Consider the following 15,641-nt stretch of genomic DNA (forward strand, 5'->3'; position numbering starts at 1 on the left):
TCCGCGACCCTGACCCGCTGGCACCATCGCCGCGTGCACGAGGACACCTACGACGTCGCGGCGCTGCGCGCGCACTTCCCGCAGCTCGCCGACGGGACCGCCTACTTCGACGGCCCGGGCGGCACCCAGACCCCCGACGTCGTCGCCGACGCCGTGCGCGACGCGCTGCTCGCGCCGCTGAGCAACCGCGGCGCCCTCACGCAGGCCGCCCGCAACGCCGACGCGCTCACCGTCGCGGCGCGCGAGGCGATGGGCGACCTGCTCGGCGTCGGGCCCGACCAGGTCGCCTTCGGCCGGAGCGCGACCGAGCTCACGTTCCAGCTCGCGCGCACCCTGTCGCAAAGCTGGGCGCCGGGCGACGAGGTCGTCGTCACCCGCCTCGACCACGACGCGAACATCCGGCCGTGGGTGCTCGCCGCGGAGGCCGTCGGCGCGGTCGTCCGCTGGGTGCCGTTCGACCCCGCGACCGGCGAGCTCGACCCGGCCGACGTCGCCGCCGCGCTCGGCCCCCGCACCCGGCTCGTGGCCGTCACGGGCGCGTCCAACCTCATCGGCACGATGCCGGACCTGCCGGCCGTCGCCGCGGCCGCGCACACGGCCGGCGCGCTCGTGCACGTCGACGCCGTCCACCTCGCCGCGCACTCCCCCGTCGACCTCGCCGCGACCGGCGCCGACAGCCTCGTGTGCTCGCCGTACAAGTTCCTCGGCCCGCACTGCGGCGTGCTCACCGCGACGCCCGACCTGCTCGAGAGCCTGCGCCCGGACAAGCTGCTGCCGAGCAGCGACGCCGTGCCGGAGCGGTTCGAACTCGGGACCCTGCCGTACGAGCTGCTCGCCGGGACGACCGCGGCCGTCGACCTGCTCGCCTCGCTCGCGCCGGCGGGCCCGGGCGGCGCCGACCGCCGCGAGCGGCTCCGGACCGCGATGCACCTCGTCGAGCAGCACGAGGACCGGCTCCGCGCCCGCATCGAGCAGGGCCTGCTCGACCTCGGCCTCACCGTCCGGTCCCGCGCCGCTCGCCGGACGCCCACGCTGCTCGCCACCTCGGACCAGCGTCCCGCCGCCGACCTCGCGGTGGCGCTGGCCGACGCCGGCGTCAACGCGCCGGCCGGGCACTTCTACGCCCTCGAGGCGAGCCGATGGCTCGGGCTCGGCGACGACGGCGGACTACGGGTGGGTGTCGCTCCCTACACCGACGACGGCGACGTCGACCGGCTGCTCGACGCGCTCGCCGACGCGCTGCGCTGAGGCGCCCGCGGCCGCGCGAGCGCCGCGCGGACGACCTCACCGACCCGTCCGTCCCGCAGCCACAGCCCGCCCCACAGCGCCGCCGCCACCCACACCGGGAACAGCACGTGCGTGAGCAGCGGCATGTCCGCCCGCAGGTTGCTCGCGACCGCTCCCCCGAGGTAAGCCGTCAGCAGGAAGGCGCCGACGACGGCCGTGCGCGGCACGACGTGGACGACGAGGCACGCGAGGGCGACGACCCCGACGACGACCATCTGGTCGGCCCGCCAGCCGATCGCGGCGGACGCCTCGACGACCGGCGCCGGACCGAGCACGTGCCCGACCGCGTCGAGCAGCAGGAACGCGACGACGAGCCCGCTCAGCAGCACCCCCGCGAGCCACCGGCCCCGCTGCCGCGTCACGAGGCGGCCGGCCCGTGCAGCTGGCCGATCCGGATGGCGTTGCCGAACGGGTCGCGCAGCCCGAAGTCGGTGCCGTACGGCTGCTCGGTCGGCTCCGAGGTCATGTCGACGCCCTTCGCGCGCAGCCGCTCGTACGTCGCCCGCGCGTCGTCGGTGGTGAACATGAGCCAGCCGCCGCCTGCCCCCTTGGCGACGTTCTCCCGCACCGACGCCGCCGTCGCCTCGTCGACCGCGGGCGGCGCGGGCCGCTCCAGCAGGATCTGGTGGTCGGGGTCGTCGGGCACGCACACGGTGAGCCACCGCATGAAGCCGAGGTCGGCGTCGGTGTGGACGCGCAGGCCGAGGACGCCGACGTAGAAGTCGAGCGCCTCGTCCTGGTCGAGGACGTAGAGCTGCGAGGAGACGATGCGGTTCAGCACGTCGCCGACGCTAGGGAGACTGGTCGCCCTCGCGCTTCTCCGAAACCGACGGGTCCGGCAGGCCCGGCGGGTCCAGCGGGTCCAGCGGGTCCAGCGGGTCCAGCGGGTCCGGCGGGTCCGGCGGGTCCGGCGGGTCCGGCGGGTCGGACGGGTCCGACGGGTCCGGCGAGGCGACGGCGACGACCGCGGCCGTGCTCGGGCGCGTCCACGCCATGCCGAAGCACGACGGGACCGCCGGCACCCGCCCGCGCGAGCGGTACGCCGTCGGGGACTCCCCCACGACAGAGCGGAACGTGCGGCTGAAGGTGCCGAGGCTCGTGAACCCGACGTGCAGGCAGACCTCGGTGACGGGCGTCGTCGTCGTGCGCAGCAGGTGCATCGCCCGCTCGACCCGGCGCCGCTGCAGGTAGCGGTGCGGGGTCTCCCCGAAGACGGTGCGGAAGGAGCGGATGAGGTGGTCCGGCGACACGTGCGCGAGCGCGGCCAGGGCCGTGACGTCGAGCTCCTCGGCGTAGCGGCGGTCGATCGCGTCGCGCACCCGCAGCATGCTGCGGTTGAGGGCCTCGCGCCGCGAGACGTCCGGGTGACCGGGCGGCGTCGACCGCCTCGCGAGGCCCACGGGTGCACCGTAGACGTCGGGCTCGGTCCGCGACGGGGTCGTGTGGTCGGGTCCCCCGTACGGATCCTGTCGGCCGCGGCCGCACCACCCAAGCGTCCGGCAAGCGGCATGCAAGCCGTGCTCAAGCCGGGCCCCGGAGGCTCCTCGGCAGACGGGCGACCGCCCGTACCGACCGCGCCGCGACCGGCGCCGCACCCGAGGAGAGCCACGTGCTCCGCACCCGTTCCCACCGCACCACCGCCCGCACCACCCGTCGCACCGCCCGCCGCACGACGTCCGCCCACGCCGTCGCCCTGCCGCTCCTCGCCACCGCGCTGCTCGCAGCCGGCACGGTCGCGCTCGCCGGTCCGGCCTCCGGGCAGGGCAGCACCGAGGCGGCGAGCGCCACCGCGGCCGTCTTCGGCCGGAACGCGACCGGCGAGCACGCCGGGCACGAGGGCCACCGGGCCGACGGCACGCACAGCCGCGCCGGGAACGGCGCGGACCTCGCCGCGGCGCGCAAGCGCTTCGCGCGCTTCGCCGACGTCGAGGTCGCGCTCGCCGAGGGCTACGTGCCGGCGTCGCCGTGCGAGACGTCGGACGCCGGCGGCATGGGCGTGCACTACACGAACCTGGACCTGGTCGGCAGCACGGACCCCTCGGCACCGACGGTCGTGCTCTACGAGCCCACGGCGGACGGCGGCGCCCGGCTGCTGGGCGTCGAGTGGCTGTCGGTCGACGCCGACCAGGACCTCGACACCGACGAGGACCGGCCGTCGCTGTTCGGCCGCGGGTTCGACGGCCCGATGCTCGGCCACGCGCCCGGCATGCCGATCCACTACGACATGCACGTGTGGCTGTACGAGACCAACCCCGACGGCGTCTTCGCGCCGTGGAACCCGCGGGTCGACTGCGCCGGCTGACCGGCCGCCCGCACCGCACCGGCCCGACCGGCCCGTCGGACCACCGTCCCCGTCCCCGCGTACGGTCGACGGGTGCCCTCCACCGTCATCGTCTTCACCCAGCGCGGCCTCGAGGAGCTGAGCGGGCTCGACGACCTCGAGCCCGTGCTCGTCGACACCGCCGACCGCAGCACGTGGCCCGAGCGGGCCCGCGCCGTCGTGACGGCCGGGGAGTCCACCGACGGCGTGCTCGACGTGGTGCAGGCCGTCGACGGCGTCGAGGTCGTGCAGACGCTCTCGGCCGGCGTCGAGGCGTGGCTCGGGCGGCTGCCCGACGGCGTCGCGCTCGTCAACGGGCGCGGCGCGCACGGCGGGTCGACCGCGGAGTGGGCGGTCACCGTCCTGCTCGCGGTGCGCCGCGCCGTCCCCGGCTTCGTCCGGCAGCAGGACCGCCGCGAGTGGCGCGAGGTGGGCAGCCCCGGCCTGCAGGGCGCGCACGTGGTCGTCGTCGGCGCGGGCGACCTCGGCGAGCAGACGCGGGCCCGCCTCGACGGGTTCGGCTGCACCGTCACCCTCGTCGCCCGCACCGCCCGCGACGGCGTCCGCGGGGTCGACGACCTGCCGGACCTGCTGCCCGGCGCCGACGCCGTCGTGCTCGTCGTGCCGCTCACCGACGCCACGCGCGGGCTGGTCGACGCCGCGTTCCTCGCCCGCATGAAGGACGGCGCGGTGCTCGTCAACGGCGCCCGCGGCCCGGTCGTCGACACCGACGCGCTCCTCGCCGAGCTGCGCGCCGGACGCCTGCTCGCCGCGCTCGACGTCACCGACCCCGAGCCGCTGCCGGCGGAGCACCCGCTGTGGGACGCGCCCGGCCTGCTGCTCACCCCGCACGTCGGTGGGCATACCGCCGGCTCCGACGAGCGCGCGTGGGCGGTCGCCCGCGAGCAGCTGCTGCAGCTCGCGCGCGGGGAGCGGCCGAGCAACACCGTGGGCGAGACGTACTGAGGGTCGTCACCGCGCTCCGCGGCGGGCGCTCACGATCGCCCCGAGGCCGATTCCACCGAGCGCCGCGAGGAACCAGGTGGCGGCCAGGTCGGTGTCACCACTCACGAGCCGCACGGCGACACCGCCCGCAAGGAAGCAGACGCCCACACCCACGGCCCGGGGCGTGGGTCGACGCAGCGTCGTGACGGCGGCGGTCACCACGGCCGCCGTCAGCAGCACGACGACCGCAGCCGGGGTCGAGTCCGCCCGAGACGCCGGGAGCAACGCGGCCAGAAGCATCACGGCCGCGAGGGCCAGGGCTGGTCGTGCCACTCGACCGCGGTCTCGAGGGGCGGCCGACCTACTTCTCATTGCGCCGGACGAGACGGTCGTAGGAGCCGGGAACCTCCCTGGTGAAGAAGTCCAGCCCCGCCCCCACGCCACCACCCGTGAACGCGCTCCGGTACACCTGGTTGATCGTCACCTTGCCGCCCGTGGGTCGTGCAGCAACGCCGCCCGGTCCTGCGAGGCTCGTGCGCGCAGGTGGGCCGTCTGCTCACCGAGGCGCTGCAGCAGCCGCGCCAGGCGGCCCTCGTCGACCATCAGCGTCGGCGCCCGAAGACCGTGTCCGCGATCTCCCGGCGCCGGTGGGCCTCGTCGAGGTACCGCTTGGCGCGGTCGGCCTGCCACGCCACGCGCGTGGGCGGGTCGTCGTCGAGGAGCAGCGCTCCGTACTGCGCGACGCGGCCGGCCAGCTCGAGCCCTGCGTCGTCGAGGACGAGGAGGTCGACGCCCGTGGGCAACGGCACGTCCCAGCCCGGGACCGACCGACCGAACCAGGCGGCGACGTCGACGTCGGAGTCCGGGCGCGCGGTCCCGGCGACCCTGCTGCCGTGCAGGAAGGCGACGACCGCACCCGCGGCGCGGAGGTGCGCCCGCAGGTCGTCTGCCGACAACCCCGCCGGGAGCGGTACCGCCTCGGCACGTCTCACGACGACGAGAGTAGCCACGTGCCCGCAGACGCCGGCCGCGCCGGACGGTGCGCTCAGTGCGGCGTCTCGCCCCGCGCGAGCATGGCGACCAGCGTCTCGATCCGCCGCGCCCGCGTCTCCGGCTTCGCTGCGGTCGTGACGCGGAACAGGACGGCGTAGCGGTTCTGGCCACTGAGCCCGTCGAAGGCGGCCCGCGCGGCGGGTTCCGCGTCGAGCGCGGCCGTCAGCTCGGGCGGCACCTCGATCGTCGCCGGCCCGGCGTAGGCGGCGTCCCAGCGGCCGTCGGCCTTGGCCCGCTCGACCTCGGCGAGACCGTTGGGCTGCATGCGACCGGCCGCGGTGAGCTCGGCGACGTATCCGACGTTGCGCTTGGACCACAGGCTCCGCGCGCGCCGGCGGGTGAAGCGCTGCCGGTAGACGCGCTCGTCGACGCTCTTCGTCTGACCGTCGATCCACCCCTGGCACAGCGCCTCCTGCAGCGCCTGCGCGTACGTGAGGCTCGTCGGGCTCGTCGTGCCCTTCTTCGCCAGCGTGAGCCACACGCCGACCTCGTCGTCGACGTTGGCCGCGAGCCAGGCCCGCCACGCCTCGACGTCGGGGACGGTCAGCTCCTGCTCCTGCGGCCTGCCGGCCGCGACCTTGTCCGCCACGCCCCTACCGTGCCACGCGGCACCGACAGCGCAGCGGCTGTCGGCGCCCCGCAGCATGCTGGCCGGCATGACGTGGGAGACCCACCCGGTGACGCCGGACCGCTTCGAGGACCTCGCCGACGTCATCAACCCCAACCGACGTGCGACGCACTGCTGGTGCCTGTCGCACCGCCTGCCGCAGCGCGACATCGCGCAGCTCGGCGGCGGCAGCCGCGAGCAGGCGATGCGCCGACTGTGCGAGCGCGAGCACCCGCCCGGCGTCGTCACCTACCGCGACGGCGTGCCCGTCGGCTGGGCGAGCATCTCACCGCGCACGGAGATCCCGCGGCTGGTGAGCAGCCGCCTCATCCGCCCGGTCGACGACGTGCCGGTGTGGTCGGTCATCTGCGTGGTCGTGCGCGGCGGCCACCGACGGCAGGGCGTCACGACGCCGTTGCTCGAGGGCGCCGTCGCGTACGCCGCCGACCACGGTGCCCCCGCCGTCGAGGCGTACCCCGTCGACCCGCCGGGCCGGATGGACACGACGATGGCGTTCGTCGGCACGCGCGCGATGTTCGCCGCCGCCGGGTTCGAGGTGGTCGGGCAGACCGACGCGGTCGCGTCGAAGCTGCCGCGCCTCGTCATGCGGCGCGACCTCCGGTGACGGTTCCGAACCGCCGCCCGGACCGTCGTGCACGACCGTCCGGAGGACGGGTGCAGCGGAGACGCCTCACGCACGACCGTGTCGTGTGCGACACGGTCGTGCGTGAGCGGCACCATGACCCCGTCCCGCCGAGGAAGGTCGCGCACGACCGGTCCACCGCTCGAGCGGGGCCGACCGGGCCTCAGCGCGCGACGTGGTTCGGCTGCAGCAGACCGGTCGGGTCGACCGCGGCCCGCACCGCCTGCAGCCGCTGCCACGCCGCCGGCGCGTAGCCCTTCGACGTGTCGCCCGCGTCCTCGACGAAGTTGAGCAGCACGCGGTCGGCGTCCCACGGGGCCAGCGCGTCGCGCGCGGCGGCGACGTCGGCGCGCCCGGCGGTGACCGCCTCCGGGAACGGCGTGACGGCCGCGAAGAACGCGACGTAGCCGAACGGCAGGTGGTCGAGCACCCCGCCGCCCGCCGCGGGACGGGCCAGGGCGCCACCGAGGTGGCGCAGCTCCGCGACGAGCAGGGACGTCGGCGCACCCGGCCCCACGGCCGCGAGGAACGCCTCGACCGTGTCCGCCTCCAGGGCGCGGAGCGGGCGCGAGCCGCCGACGGAGGGCGTCGGACCCTCCGGGTCCATGTGGATCCTGGTGACCGCGGTCGCGGGCGTCCGCGCGAAGGTGTCGATCTCCGGGGCCAGGGCGCGCAGCGCAGCGAGGCGTTCCGTGCCGGTGGCGTCGTCGGCCAGCACGGCACCGTCGACGACGACGACGGTGCGCCCGGACAGGAACGGCGGCAGCTCCGGCAGCGGCGGCAGGCGCAGGACGCGGCACGACGTCGTCGTGTCCTCCGGCAGGTCGGCGGTCCAGCGCGCCCACGCGCGCACGACGTCGGGAGCCCGCTCGCCGTCCCACAGGAGCATGCCGGCGTACGCGTCGGCGACGGGCAGCAGCCCGATCTCGAGCGCCGTCACGACCGCGAGACCACCGCCCCCGCCGCGCAGCGCCCAGAAGAGGTCGGGCTCCGTGTCGGCGTCGCAGCGCACGAGGTCGCCGCCGGCCGTCACGACCTCCAGTGCCCGGACGGCGTTGGTCGCGAGGCCGTGGGCGCGCGCGTACCAGCCGATGCCGCCGCCCAGGCAGAACCCGGCGACGCCGACGTCGGGCGAGGACCCGTGCAGCGCCGCGAGGGCGTGCTCGGCCGCGAGCGGCACGACGTCGTCCCACACCGCTCCGGCGCCGACGCGCGCCGTGCGCGCGACCGGGTCGACCGTCACGTCCCGCAGGGCGGTGGTGCGCAGCAGGACGGTGCGGCTCAGGTCCTGCTCCCCGAGGGGACCGGCGCCGTGGCCGGTGCCCTGCGGGGCGACGCGCAGGCCGTGCCGGGCGGCCGCGCGGACCACGCGGACGACGTCCTCGGCGGTCTGCGGCAGCGCGACGGCGGCCGGGTGCTGGGCGACGGCGACGTTCCACGGCGTGCGGGCGGCGTCGAAGTCGTCGTCGCTCGGCAGCCGCACGAGCTCGCCGAGCTCGTGGCGCAGCGCCAGCACCGACGCGACGGCGACGGCCTCGGCGGTCTCGGCGGTCTCGGCGGTCTCGCTGGTCTCGACGGACTCGGCGGCCGGCGGCTCGGCGGGGACGGGGACGGACGGGGTGCTGACGGACACGGTGCTTCCTCCTGCTGTCTGGTGCCCGCCGGTGGGCGGGCCGTCTCGAGGAGGAGCGTGGGCCGGTTCACGTACATGCGTCAGTCCCCCGGGCGAGGGGACCTCCCTCCGGGCTCCCGTGGGAACGGGCGACCCCCCAGCGAACTGGGGATGGTGCTCGCGCGCCCGCGAGGTCCACACTCCCTCCGTGGCACGTGGCCTGACCACCCAGCGGGTCCTGCGCGACGTCGACGTGCTCGCGCGCGCCGGGCTCGACCTGGAGACCTTCCTCGGCGAGGCGCTCGACTCCTTCTCGCGCGCCGTGCCCTTCGTCGCGGCGTGCGTCGCGTCCGTCGACCCGGCGACCCTGCTGCTCACCGGCACGTGGAAGTTCGGCGACCTGCGGGGCAGGGACGACCACGACCACGAGTGGGGCCTGCGCGAGTACGGCACCGAGGACGCGACGTCGTTCCGCGACCTCGCCCGGCGCCCGGACCCTGCGGTCGCCGTCGGCCTCGTGCGCCGCGACGAGCAGGCGGCGACCCGGCGGGTCGAGGACTTCATGCGGCCCCACTACGGCTACACCGACGAGCTGCGGGTCGTCGCCAAGGACCGTGGCCAGGCGTGGGGCGGCATCGCCCTGTTCCGCGACCCGGAGAGCGGGCGCTTCGACGAGGACGACGTCGCGACGATGGACGCGCTGTCGTCGTCGCTGTGCCTCGGCATCCGCACGGGGCTGCTGCTGTCCGCCGGTGAGGAGACCACGTCGGTCGCGAGCGGGCCGGCGGTCATCATCGTGGGACCCGATGGGCAGGTGAAGCAGTTCAGCGCCGGCGCCGCCGAGCGGGTCTCGCAGCTCCTCGGCGTCATCTCGACGCCCGAGGCCGACGGCATGATCACGTCGCTGGTCGGCGCGGCCCGCCGCTACGCCCGCGGCGAGGTGGACCTGCCACCGCGCGCCCGGGTCCGCTCGCGCACCGGCATGTGGCACGTGCTCCACGCCTCGCCCATGTACGGCTCCGGCGGCCTCGTCGGCGACGTCGTCGTGACCATCGACGACGCGCGTCCGCCCGACGTCGTCCCGCTCGTCGTGGCGGCGTACGACCTGACCCCGCGCGAGCGCGACGTCACCCAGCTCGTGCTGCAGGGCCTCGACACCAAGGAGATCGCCACGAGCCTGCACCTGTCGGCGTGGACGGTGCAGGACCACCTCAAGTCGGTCTTCGACAAGGCGGGCGTCCGCAGCCGGCGCGAGCTCATCGCCCGCGTGTACTTCGACCGGTACGTGCCGAAGGTGCGCGAGCCCGCGGACGCCTGGGGCTGACGGCCGGGCCCAAGCACCAGCCAAGGCCGGCGCAAGGGGGCGGGGCGAGGCTCGGTGCAGCGCCGGGACGAGCCCGGCCCCCGAACGAGAGGCACTCCCGTGGCACCGTCCCGCCCCACCGTCCCCGTCCTGCAGGGCCCGCTGCCCGCGGGCGCGCCTGTCCTCGTCATCGGCGCGACCGGCCAGGTCGGCCGGCACGTCGTCGCCTCACTGCTCGCCCGCGGGGCGCGCGTCCGCGCCCTCCTGCGCGACCCCGACCGCGCCGACGTGCCCGCCGGCGTCGAGCGGGTCCGCGGCGACCTGCGCGACGTCGCCTCGCTGCGCGCGGCCCTGCGCGGCGCCGGCGCCGCCTTCTACGTGACCCCGCACGAGACGGACGAGCGGGAGCTCGCGCGGACCGTCCTCGCGGCGTGCGAGGCGGAGCGCGTACGGCTCGTCTTCACCGGCGTCCACGTCCACGCCCGGAACCCGGTGACGGAGGCCGTGATGCGCGTCGTCATGGGCCGGGTGCTCCCCCACTACCGGGGCAAGATCGCCCTCGCGCGCGAGGTCGCCCGGCACCCGCTGCGCCCGGTCCTCGTCGTGCCCGGCAACTTCATGCAGAACGACGAGGTCTTCGCCGACGAGATCCGCGCCGGCCGCTACGTGACGCCGCTCAGCGCGAAGGGCGTCAACCGGGTCGACCTGCGAGACGTGGGCGACGTGGTGGCGCGCGCGCTCGTCGACGGCGACCTCGCGCCCGGCGCGTACGACGTGTCGGGCCCAGCGTCGATCGGCGGCGCCGAGTCCGCGGCCGTGTGGGCGGCGGAGCTCGGGCACCCGGTCGCCTACCTCGGCGACGACGACGAGCTCATGGCTCGGACCTTCGCGCGGTACCTGTCCGGGCACCGCCTCGCGGACTGGACGGCGTCCTTCCGTGTCCTCCGTCGCATCTCGATGCCGACGAAGCCGCGCGACGTCGCCGCCACCCGGGAGCTGCTCGGCCGCGAGCCGCGCGACTTCGCCACCTACGTGCGCGACACCGTGACCGCCTGGCGGGCCGAGGAGCAGGACGAGCGTGCCGACGCCGGAGCCGTGCCGGCCGGCGCAGGAGCCGGCACCGCCTGAGCGGGCTCGTCCGTCGGGCGAGCCGGACGGACGTGCCCGACCACGACGGGTGAGCCCGCGGCCCCGGACGGTCACGCGTGCGCGATGTGACGGGTCGGACCCAGCGGACGGCGACTCACAACAGTCGTGCACGACCACCTGAGAGCGGGTCCTTCCGAGCACCGTCGACGCACGACTGTGTCGCGCACGACTGTGTGGTGCGCGACACAGTCGTGCGCGACACAGTCGTGCGCGACACAGTCGTGCGTGAGCGGAGCGGGACACACCACTCCCTCCGCAGGTCGTGCACGACCGACCATGACCGGCCTCGACCGGCTTCGACCGGCTTCGACCGGCCGGCGGACGGGCCGCCCTCGAAGCCGATCCGGCTTCAGAAGCCGAGGTCGGCGCGACGCTCGCGCAGCCAGTCCAGGTAGCGGTCCAGCCCCCAGTCCCGCGCGAGGCGCTCCGCCACGTCACCGTGCCGCCGTGCCTCGTCCCGCTCCCCCGCCGTCGCGGCGGCGAGCGCGAGGTACCCGTCGACCGGCCCCTGCGCGATGGCGATGCCGGCGACGCACATGCGTCCGGCGAGCGGCCGCAGCAGCGGCAGCACGCGCGCCGCCCGTGCGGCGTCGCCGGCGGCGGCCGCCGCCTCGGCCTCCCAGCAGTGCGTCCACGTGCTCGACCACAGCCCGGCGAGGTCCGGCAGCGGGTGGTGCGCCAGCGCCACGCGCAGCTGGTCGGGCCGGTCGGACCGGGCGAGAGCGGCGTGCAGGATCGGCCACAGCATGGGGTGCAGGTCGGCCGCCGCGTCGATGACGGCGCTGTGCTCGGCGAGGGACTCGTCCCACATGTGGAGCAGCAGCGCGTCCATGTTCGCCTCACGCTGCGGCCCCGGGACGGCGACGTCGCGCAGCGCGTCGTAGTACAGCGTCACCGACTCCTGCAGGGCCGCGGCGTCGCCGCGCAGCGTCGCGAGGTTCGACTCGACGAGGTGGCGCGCCATGCGCACGTAGGGCAGCCGGTGGCGGCGGGCGAGGGCGTCGGCGCGCTCGGCGAGCTCCGCCCACCCGTCGGGCCCCTCGCGCTCCAGCCGGTTGCCGGCGAGAGCGAGTGCCGCCACCGACTCCGCGGCGGGGTCGCCCGCCCGCTCCGCCGCGCGCAGGGCCTCCTCGGCGTACCCGAGCTGCTCGTCGAGGCGCGCCGGGAACCACGTCGCGTGCCAGGCGGCCCGGTACGCCCACCACAGCAGCCAGGGGTCGTCGAGGCGACGGGCGGTCGCGAGACCCGCCTCGACGAGGGCGGCGCGCTCCGCCGCGGCCCCTCGGTCGTAGTACAGCTGCACCGCGAGGGAGAGCAGGAGGCGGCACCGCGCGGGGCTGTCGCCGCTCGGCAGCGCCTCGAGCGCCCAGCGCAGGTCCTCGAGCAGGTCGGCCCGTCGACGACGTCCCACTCCTGCGGTGTCCACAGCGCGTACCGGTTGAGGCCCGCCGCGGCCGTGGCGGCGAGCTCGGGGTCGCCGACCCCCCGCGCGATCGCGACTGCCTCCGTGCACGCCTCCACGACCGGCGGCCACACCGCGGCGAGGGCGGCGTCCTGGGCGAGGTCGAGCAGGAGCCGGTAGCGGTCGATCGGGTCCGAGCGCGAGCTGCGGCGCTGCGCGGCCACGGCCGCCTCCCGCCACTTGAACGCCTCCAGGTGCGCCGACAGGGCTCGGGCCTGGTCGGCCGCCGCGCGCGCCGCGGGCCACGCCCGGTCGGCGTGCGACGGGCCGGCCGCGGTCCAGTGCCGCGCGAGCTCCGTGGTGCGCTCGTCGGGCTCCACGTAGCGGGCGTCCGCCTCCTCGAGCAGCCGCGCGAGCCGGGCGTGGCGACGTGCCTGCTGCGACGCTCCGAGCGTGCGGAGCACCGCGTCCCGTGTCAGCGCGTGCGCGAAGGCCCACGTGCCGGTGCCGGTCTCCGCGACGAGCCCCTGCGCGACGGCGACGGCGAGCGCGTCCTCGGCCGCGTCCTCCTCGGCGTCGCTCGCGGCGGCCACGAGGGCGGAGCCGAAGGAGCGTCCGACGACCGCGGCCGTGCGAAGCAGCTCCTGCGTGACCTCGGGCAGGTCCCCGAGCCGGCGTCGTACGACGTCGAGGACGCCTCCGGGCACGGCGTCCGCGCTGCCGCCGGTGGCGGTGACCCGGGCGAGCTCGGCGAGGTAGAACGGGTTGCCGCCGCAGCGCTGGTGCCAGGCGGCGACCTCGCCGTCGGGCACGTCGGCGTGCGCGAGCGGGCGCACGAGCTCGGCCGCGGCGGCGACGCCGAGGCCGCGCAGGTCGAGGCGCACGCTCTGGCGCCGCGCGAGGGCGTCGGCGGCGAGCGCGAGCGTGCCCGACGGCTCGGGGTGCGCGCGGCGGGACACGACGAGGGCGAGGCGGGCGTCGTCGGGGGCGCTGCCGAGCAGGTGCGCGAGCGCCCGGTGCGTCGCCTCGTCGGCCCAGTGCAGGTCGTCGAGCACGAGCAGGACGGGGCGCTCGGCCGCCGCGTCGAGCACCCCGCGGGCGACGCGCTCCCACGTGCCGAAGGCGGGTGCGTCGCCGGTGGGGACGAGCTCGAGCGGTGAGGCGGCGCCGGCGCCGAGGTCGCGCAGCACCTGCAGGAACGGCCAGAGCGGGGGCGCGCCGTCGTCCTGCGAGCAGCGCCCGGTCGCGACCGTCACGCCCCGGGCCCGGGCCGCGGCGGCGAGGTCGCCGAGCAGCGCGCTCTTGCCGATGCCTGGCTCCCCCACGACCACGCCGACGGCGGTACGGCCTGCGAGCGCCGCGTCGAGCAGGCCTGAGAGCGCGGCCTGCTCCTCGGCCCGTCCGACGAGAGCCGGTGGTCCCGGCACGGACGCCGGCTCGCTCGACGGCTCGCTCGAGGGCCCGCTCGGCAGGTCGCCCGGCGCCTCGCCCGACGGCTCACCCGGTACCTCGCTCGACGGCGCGCTCGCCGGCTCACTCTGCCGGGCCGGCGGGGCCGGCGGGGCCGGCGCGGCGACGGGCGGCGGGGGCAGCAGAGGGACGAGGAGGGCGGCCTCCTGCCGGAGCACGCGCCGCTCGAGGTCCTGCACGCGCGGGGTGGGGTCGAGGCCGAGCTGGTCGGCGAGCGCCTCGCGCAGGGTCCGTAGCGCGTCGAGCGCCTCGACCTGGCGTCCCGAGCGGTAGAGGGCGAGCGCGTGCAGGGCCCACACCTGCTCCGACAGCGGCTGCTCGGCCGTCGCGTCCGCCGTCCACGCGAGGGCGCCGGACGCGTCGCCGGTGGCGAGCAGCGCCGTCGCCCGGGCGAGCCGGCCCTCGGCGCGGCGGCGCTCCAGCCCCGCGCGCTCCTGCTCGACGTCGAGGTGGGCGGGCAGGTCGGCGTAGGGCGTCCCGCCCCACCACGCGTCGACGGCCTCGAGCCGCTCGACCGTCCCCAGCACCACGTCGCGACCGGGCAGCGGCGGGCCGGCACCGCCCGGCAGCCGGGCCGGCAGCGGGTCGAGCACGCGCAGGCAGTCGTCGACCTCGCGCGCGAAGGCGTGTGCGTCGACCTCGTCGGGCGCCACGTCGAGGACGTAGCCGTGGTCGGTGGTGACGATGGCGGCGCCGCCGTCGGCCGCGGACCCGCGCAGCACCGTCCGCAGGCCCGACACGTACGCGTGGACGGCGGAGCGGACCGCGCGCGGCGGCGCACCGTCCCAGACGAGGTCGGCGAGCGCGTCGAGGGACACGGGACGCCCCGGCGTCATCGCCAGGGCCGCCAGCAGCGCCCGAGGCTTGCGCGCGCCGACCGGTGCGGCCGCCGCTCCCCCGTCGCCCGAGGGGCCGGGGACCCGCGTGGACCCGAGCACGAGGAGGCGCACGCGCACACGGTAGGCGGCGACCCGGCCGTCGTACCCGGCAACGTGCAAGCCCGGCCCAAGCCCGACCCAAGGGGCGCCGGTCAGGCTCGTCCCGACGCCCGGCGGACGGCCGGGACGCCCCACCAGGCCGCCGGACACCGGGCGGCCCCCACGAGGAGAGCAGCCATGACCACCACCTCCGGCACGACTCAGGTCGACCTGCCCGGCCAGGCCCACGTCGCCGACGGCCCGCACGACCAGACCGGCATGTACCTCATGCACCACGCCTTCCGCCGCGACCTCGGCCGCTTCGAGGCTGCCGCCCGGGCGACCCCCGTCGAGGCGGCCGCGACGTGGCGGGCGCTGGAGCAGCGCTGGCACCGCTTCGGCGAGGTGCTGCACCACCACCACACCGTCGAGGACGACACGGCGTGGCCGCTCATGAAGACGCGGGCGACCGAGGCCGGCGAGCCGGCGGCGGTGGAGGTGCTCGACGCCATGGAGGCCGAGCACGACCAGATCGACCCCGCGCTGCACGCGTGCGGGTCGGCGCTGCGGGACATGGTCGAGCACCCGTGCTCCGACCACCGCAACGCCCTCGCCGTGACCATCGCCTCGGCCCGCGCCGCCCTGCTCGCCCACCTCGCGCACGAGGAGACGGACGCGCTGCCGCTGTGGCAGCGGCTGTTCACCGCCGCGGACCACGAGACGACGGAGCGCGCCGCGCGGTCCGGCTACCCGGCGTCGCTCATGTTCGGCTTCATGCTGCCGTGGATGGCCGACGAGCTGCCGGAGCCCGTCCTGCGTCGCGTCCTGGCAGACGCCCCGCCCGGGTACGGCCTCGCCCTCCGCCTCGCGCGCATCGGCTACGAGCGCAAGGAGCGGCGCGCGTTCGGCTACGCGTGAGGCGTCGCCGCGGGT

The 15,641-nt window shown here is 76.7% G+C and carries 16 protein-coding genes; 7 read left to right on the forward strand and 9 right to left on the reverse strand.

Annotation, left to right across the window (positions count from 1 at the left end; all coding sequences use genetic code 11):
• Positions 1-33: 33 nt before the first annotated feature.
• Positions 34-1,248, forward strand: a complete 1,215-nt coding sequence (locus WAA21_RS01870; RefSeq protein WP_336921037.1) for a cysteine desulfurase-like protein — start codon at positions 34-36, stop codon at positions 1,246-1,248.
• Here WAA21_RS01870 and WAA21_RS01875 read toward each other — a convergent pair.
• The 3 genes from WAA21_RS01875 to WAA21_RS01885 are packed head-to-tail and all read right to left on the reverse strand — an operon-like array spanning position 1,188 to position 2,687.
• The gene (locus WAA21_RS01875) at positions 1,188-1,649 is read right to left on the reverse strand and encodes a DoxX family protein (RefSeq protein WP_336921038.1); all 462 of its coding nucleotides are present in this window, start codon (positions 1,647-1,649) and stop codon (positions 1,188-1,190) included. The two genes, WAA21_RS01870 and WAA21_RS01875, sit on opposite strands and share 61 nt — an antisense overlap.
• The gene (locus tag WAA21_RS01880; protein WP_336921039.1) at positions 1,646-2,068 is read right to left on the reverse strand and encodes a VOC family protein; all 423 of its coding nucleotides are present in this window, start codon (positions 2,066-2,068) and stop codon (positions 1,646-1,648) included. The genes WAA21_RS01875 and WAA21_RS01880 overlap by 4 nt, the downstream gene beginning before the upstream one ends.
• Positions 2,069-2,078: 10 nt before the next feature.
• Positions 2,079-2,687: an AraC family transcriptional regulator gene (locus tag WAA21_RS01885; protein ID WP_336921040.1), complete on the reverse strand. Its 609-nt coding sequence runs from the start codon at positions 2,685-2,687 to the stop codon at positions 2,079-2,081.
• Positions 2,688-2,896: 209 nt separating this feature from the next.
• On the opposite strand from WAA21_RS01885, the gene WAA21_RS01890 reads away from it, so the two are divergent.
• Both WAA21_RS01890 and WAA21_RS01895 read left to right on the forward strand, forming a co-directional pair.
• A complete protein-coding gene (locus tag WAA21_RS01890; RefSeq protein ID WP_336921041.1) occupies positions 2,897-3,589 on the forward strand; it encodes a hypothetical protein in 693 nt (230 codons plus the stop codon).
• A 72-nt stretch (positions 3,590-3,661) separates the two neighbouring features.
• Positions 3,662-4,573 (forward strand): 2-hydroxyacid dehydrogenase, encoded by a 912-nt coding sequence (locus WAA21_RS01895; protein ID WP_336921042.1) that lies wholly within the window; start codon positions 3,662-3,664, stop codon positions 4,571-4,573.
• Between the two features lie 6 nt (positions 4,574-4,579).
• Here the strand turns inward: WAA21_RS01895 and WAA21_RS01900 are convergent, their stop codons facing one another.
• From WAA21_RS01900 to WAA21_RS01910, 3 genes are all read right to left on the reverse strand, one after another.
• Positions 4,580-4,837, reverse strand: coding sequence for a hypothetical protein (locus tag WAA21_RS01900; protein ID WP_336921043.1), 258 nt, complete (start codon positions 4,835-4,837; stop codon positions 4,580-4,582).
• Between the two features lie 317 nt (positions 4,838-5,154).
• Positions 5,155-5,544, reverse strand: a complete 390-nt coding sequence (locus WAA21_RS01905) for a nucleotidyltransferase domain-containing protein (protein WP_336921044.1) — start codon at positions 5,542-5,544, stop codon at positions 5,155-5,157.
• Between the two features lie 53 nt (positions 5,545-5,597).
• Positions 5,598-6,194 carry a YdeI/OmpD-associated family protein gene (locus tag WAA21_RS01910; RefSeq protein WP_336921045.1) on the reverse strand — a complete coding sequence of 199 codons (597 nt, stop codon included), beginning with the start codon at positions 6,192-6,194 and terminating at the stop codon, positions 5,598-5,600.
• 67 nt (positions 6,195-6,261) lie between these two features.
• On the opposite strand from WAA21_RS01910, the gene WAA21_RS01915 reads away from it, so the two are divergent.
• Positions 6,262-6,837 carry a GNAT family N-acetyltransferase gene (locus WAA21_RS01915; RefSeq protein WP_336921046.1) on the forward strand — a complete coding sequence of 192 codons (576 nt, stop codon included), beginning with the start codon at positions 6,262-6,264 and terminating at the stop codon, positions 6,835-6,837.
• Between the two features lie 181 nt (positions 6,838-7,018).
• On the opposite strand, the gene WAA21_RS01920 is transcribed toward WAA21_RS01915, so the two are convergent.
• On the reverse strand, positions 7,019-8,488 hold the full coding sequence (locus tag WAA21_RS01920) for an FAD-binding oxidoreductase (RefSeq protein ID WP_336921047.1): 1,470 nt from the start codon (positions 8,486-8,488) through the stop codon (positions 7,019-7,021).
• 187 nt (positions 8,489-8,675) lie between these two features.
• Here WAA21_RS01920 and WAA21_RS01925 point away from each other — a divergent pair, with 187 nt between their 5' ends.
• Both WAA21_RS01925 and WAA21_RS01930 read left to right on the forward strand, forming a co-directional pair.
• Positions 8,676-9,791: a response regulator transcription factor gene (locus WAA21_RS01925; protein ID WP_336921048.1), complete on the forward strand. Its 1,116-nt coding sequence runs from the start codon at positions 8,676-8,678 to the stop codon at positions 9,789-9,791.
• Between the two features lie 99 nt (positions 9,792-9,890).
• Complete coding sequence (locus WAA21_RS01930; protein ID WP_336921049.1) at positions 9,891-10,898, forward strand: SDR family oxidoreductase; 1,008 nt, start codon at positions 9,891-9,893, stop codon at positions 10,896-10,898.
• Between the two features lie 370 nt (positions 10,899-11,268).
• Here the strand turns inward: WAA21_RS01930 and WAA21_RS01935 are convergent, their stop codons facing one another.
• Positions 11,269-11,883, reverse strand: a complete 615-nt coding sequence (locus tag WAA21_RS01935; protein ID WP_336921050.1) for a hypothetical protein — start codon at positions 11,881-11,883, stop codon at positions 11,269-11,271.
• Complete coding sequence (locus tag WAA21_RS01940) at positions 11,811-14,741, reverse strand: AAA family ATPase (RefSeq protein WP_336921051.1); 2,931 nt, start codon at positions 14,739-14,741, stop codon at positions 11,811-11,813. The genes WAA21_RS01935 and WAA21_RS01940 overlap by 73 nt, the downstream gene beginning before the upstream one ends.
• A gap of 165 nt (positions 14,742-14,906) precedes the next feature.
• Here WAA21_RS01940 and WAA21_RS01945 point away from each other — a divergent pair, with 165 nt between their 5' ends.
• On the forward strand, positions 14,907-15,626 hold the full coding sequence (locus WAA21_RS01945; protein WP_336921052.1) for a hemerythrin domain-containing protein: 720 nt from the start codon (positions 14,907-14,909) through the stop codon (positions 15,624-15,626).
• Positions 15,627-15,641 lie beyond the last annotated feature (15 nt).

Origin of the sequence: Aquipuribacter sp. SD81 (assembly GCF_037153975.1) — a bacterium.
Taxonomy (GTDB): domain Bacteria; phylum Actinomycetota; class Actinomycetes; order Actinomycetales; family JBBAYJ01; genus Aquipuribacter.

What these genes read in the sequence shown, in the direction of transcription:
- WAA21_RS01935 (WP_336921050.1), bottom strand. Translation starts at nt 11,883, where the DNA reads ATGGCGCGCCACCTCGTCGAGTCGAACCTCGCGACGCTGCGCGGCGAC.
- WAA21_RS01945 (WP_336921052.1), top strand. Translation starts at nt 14,907, where the DNA reads ATGACCACCACCTCCGGCACGACTCAGGTCGACCTGCCCGGCCAGGCC.
- WAA21_RS01915 (WP_336921046.1), top strand. Translation starts at nt 6,262, where the DNA reads ATGACGTGGGAGACCCACCCGGTGACGCCGGACCGCTTCGAGGACCTC.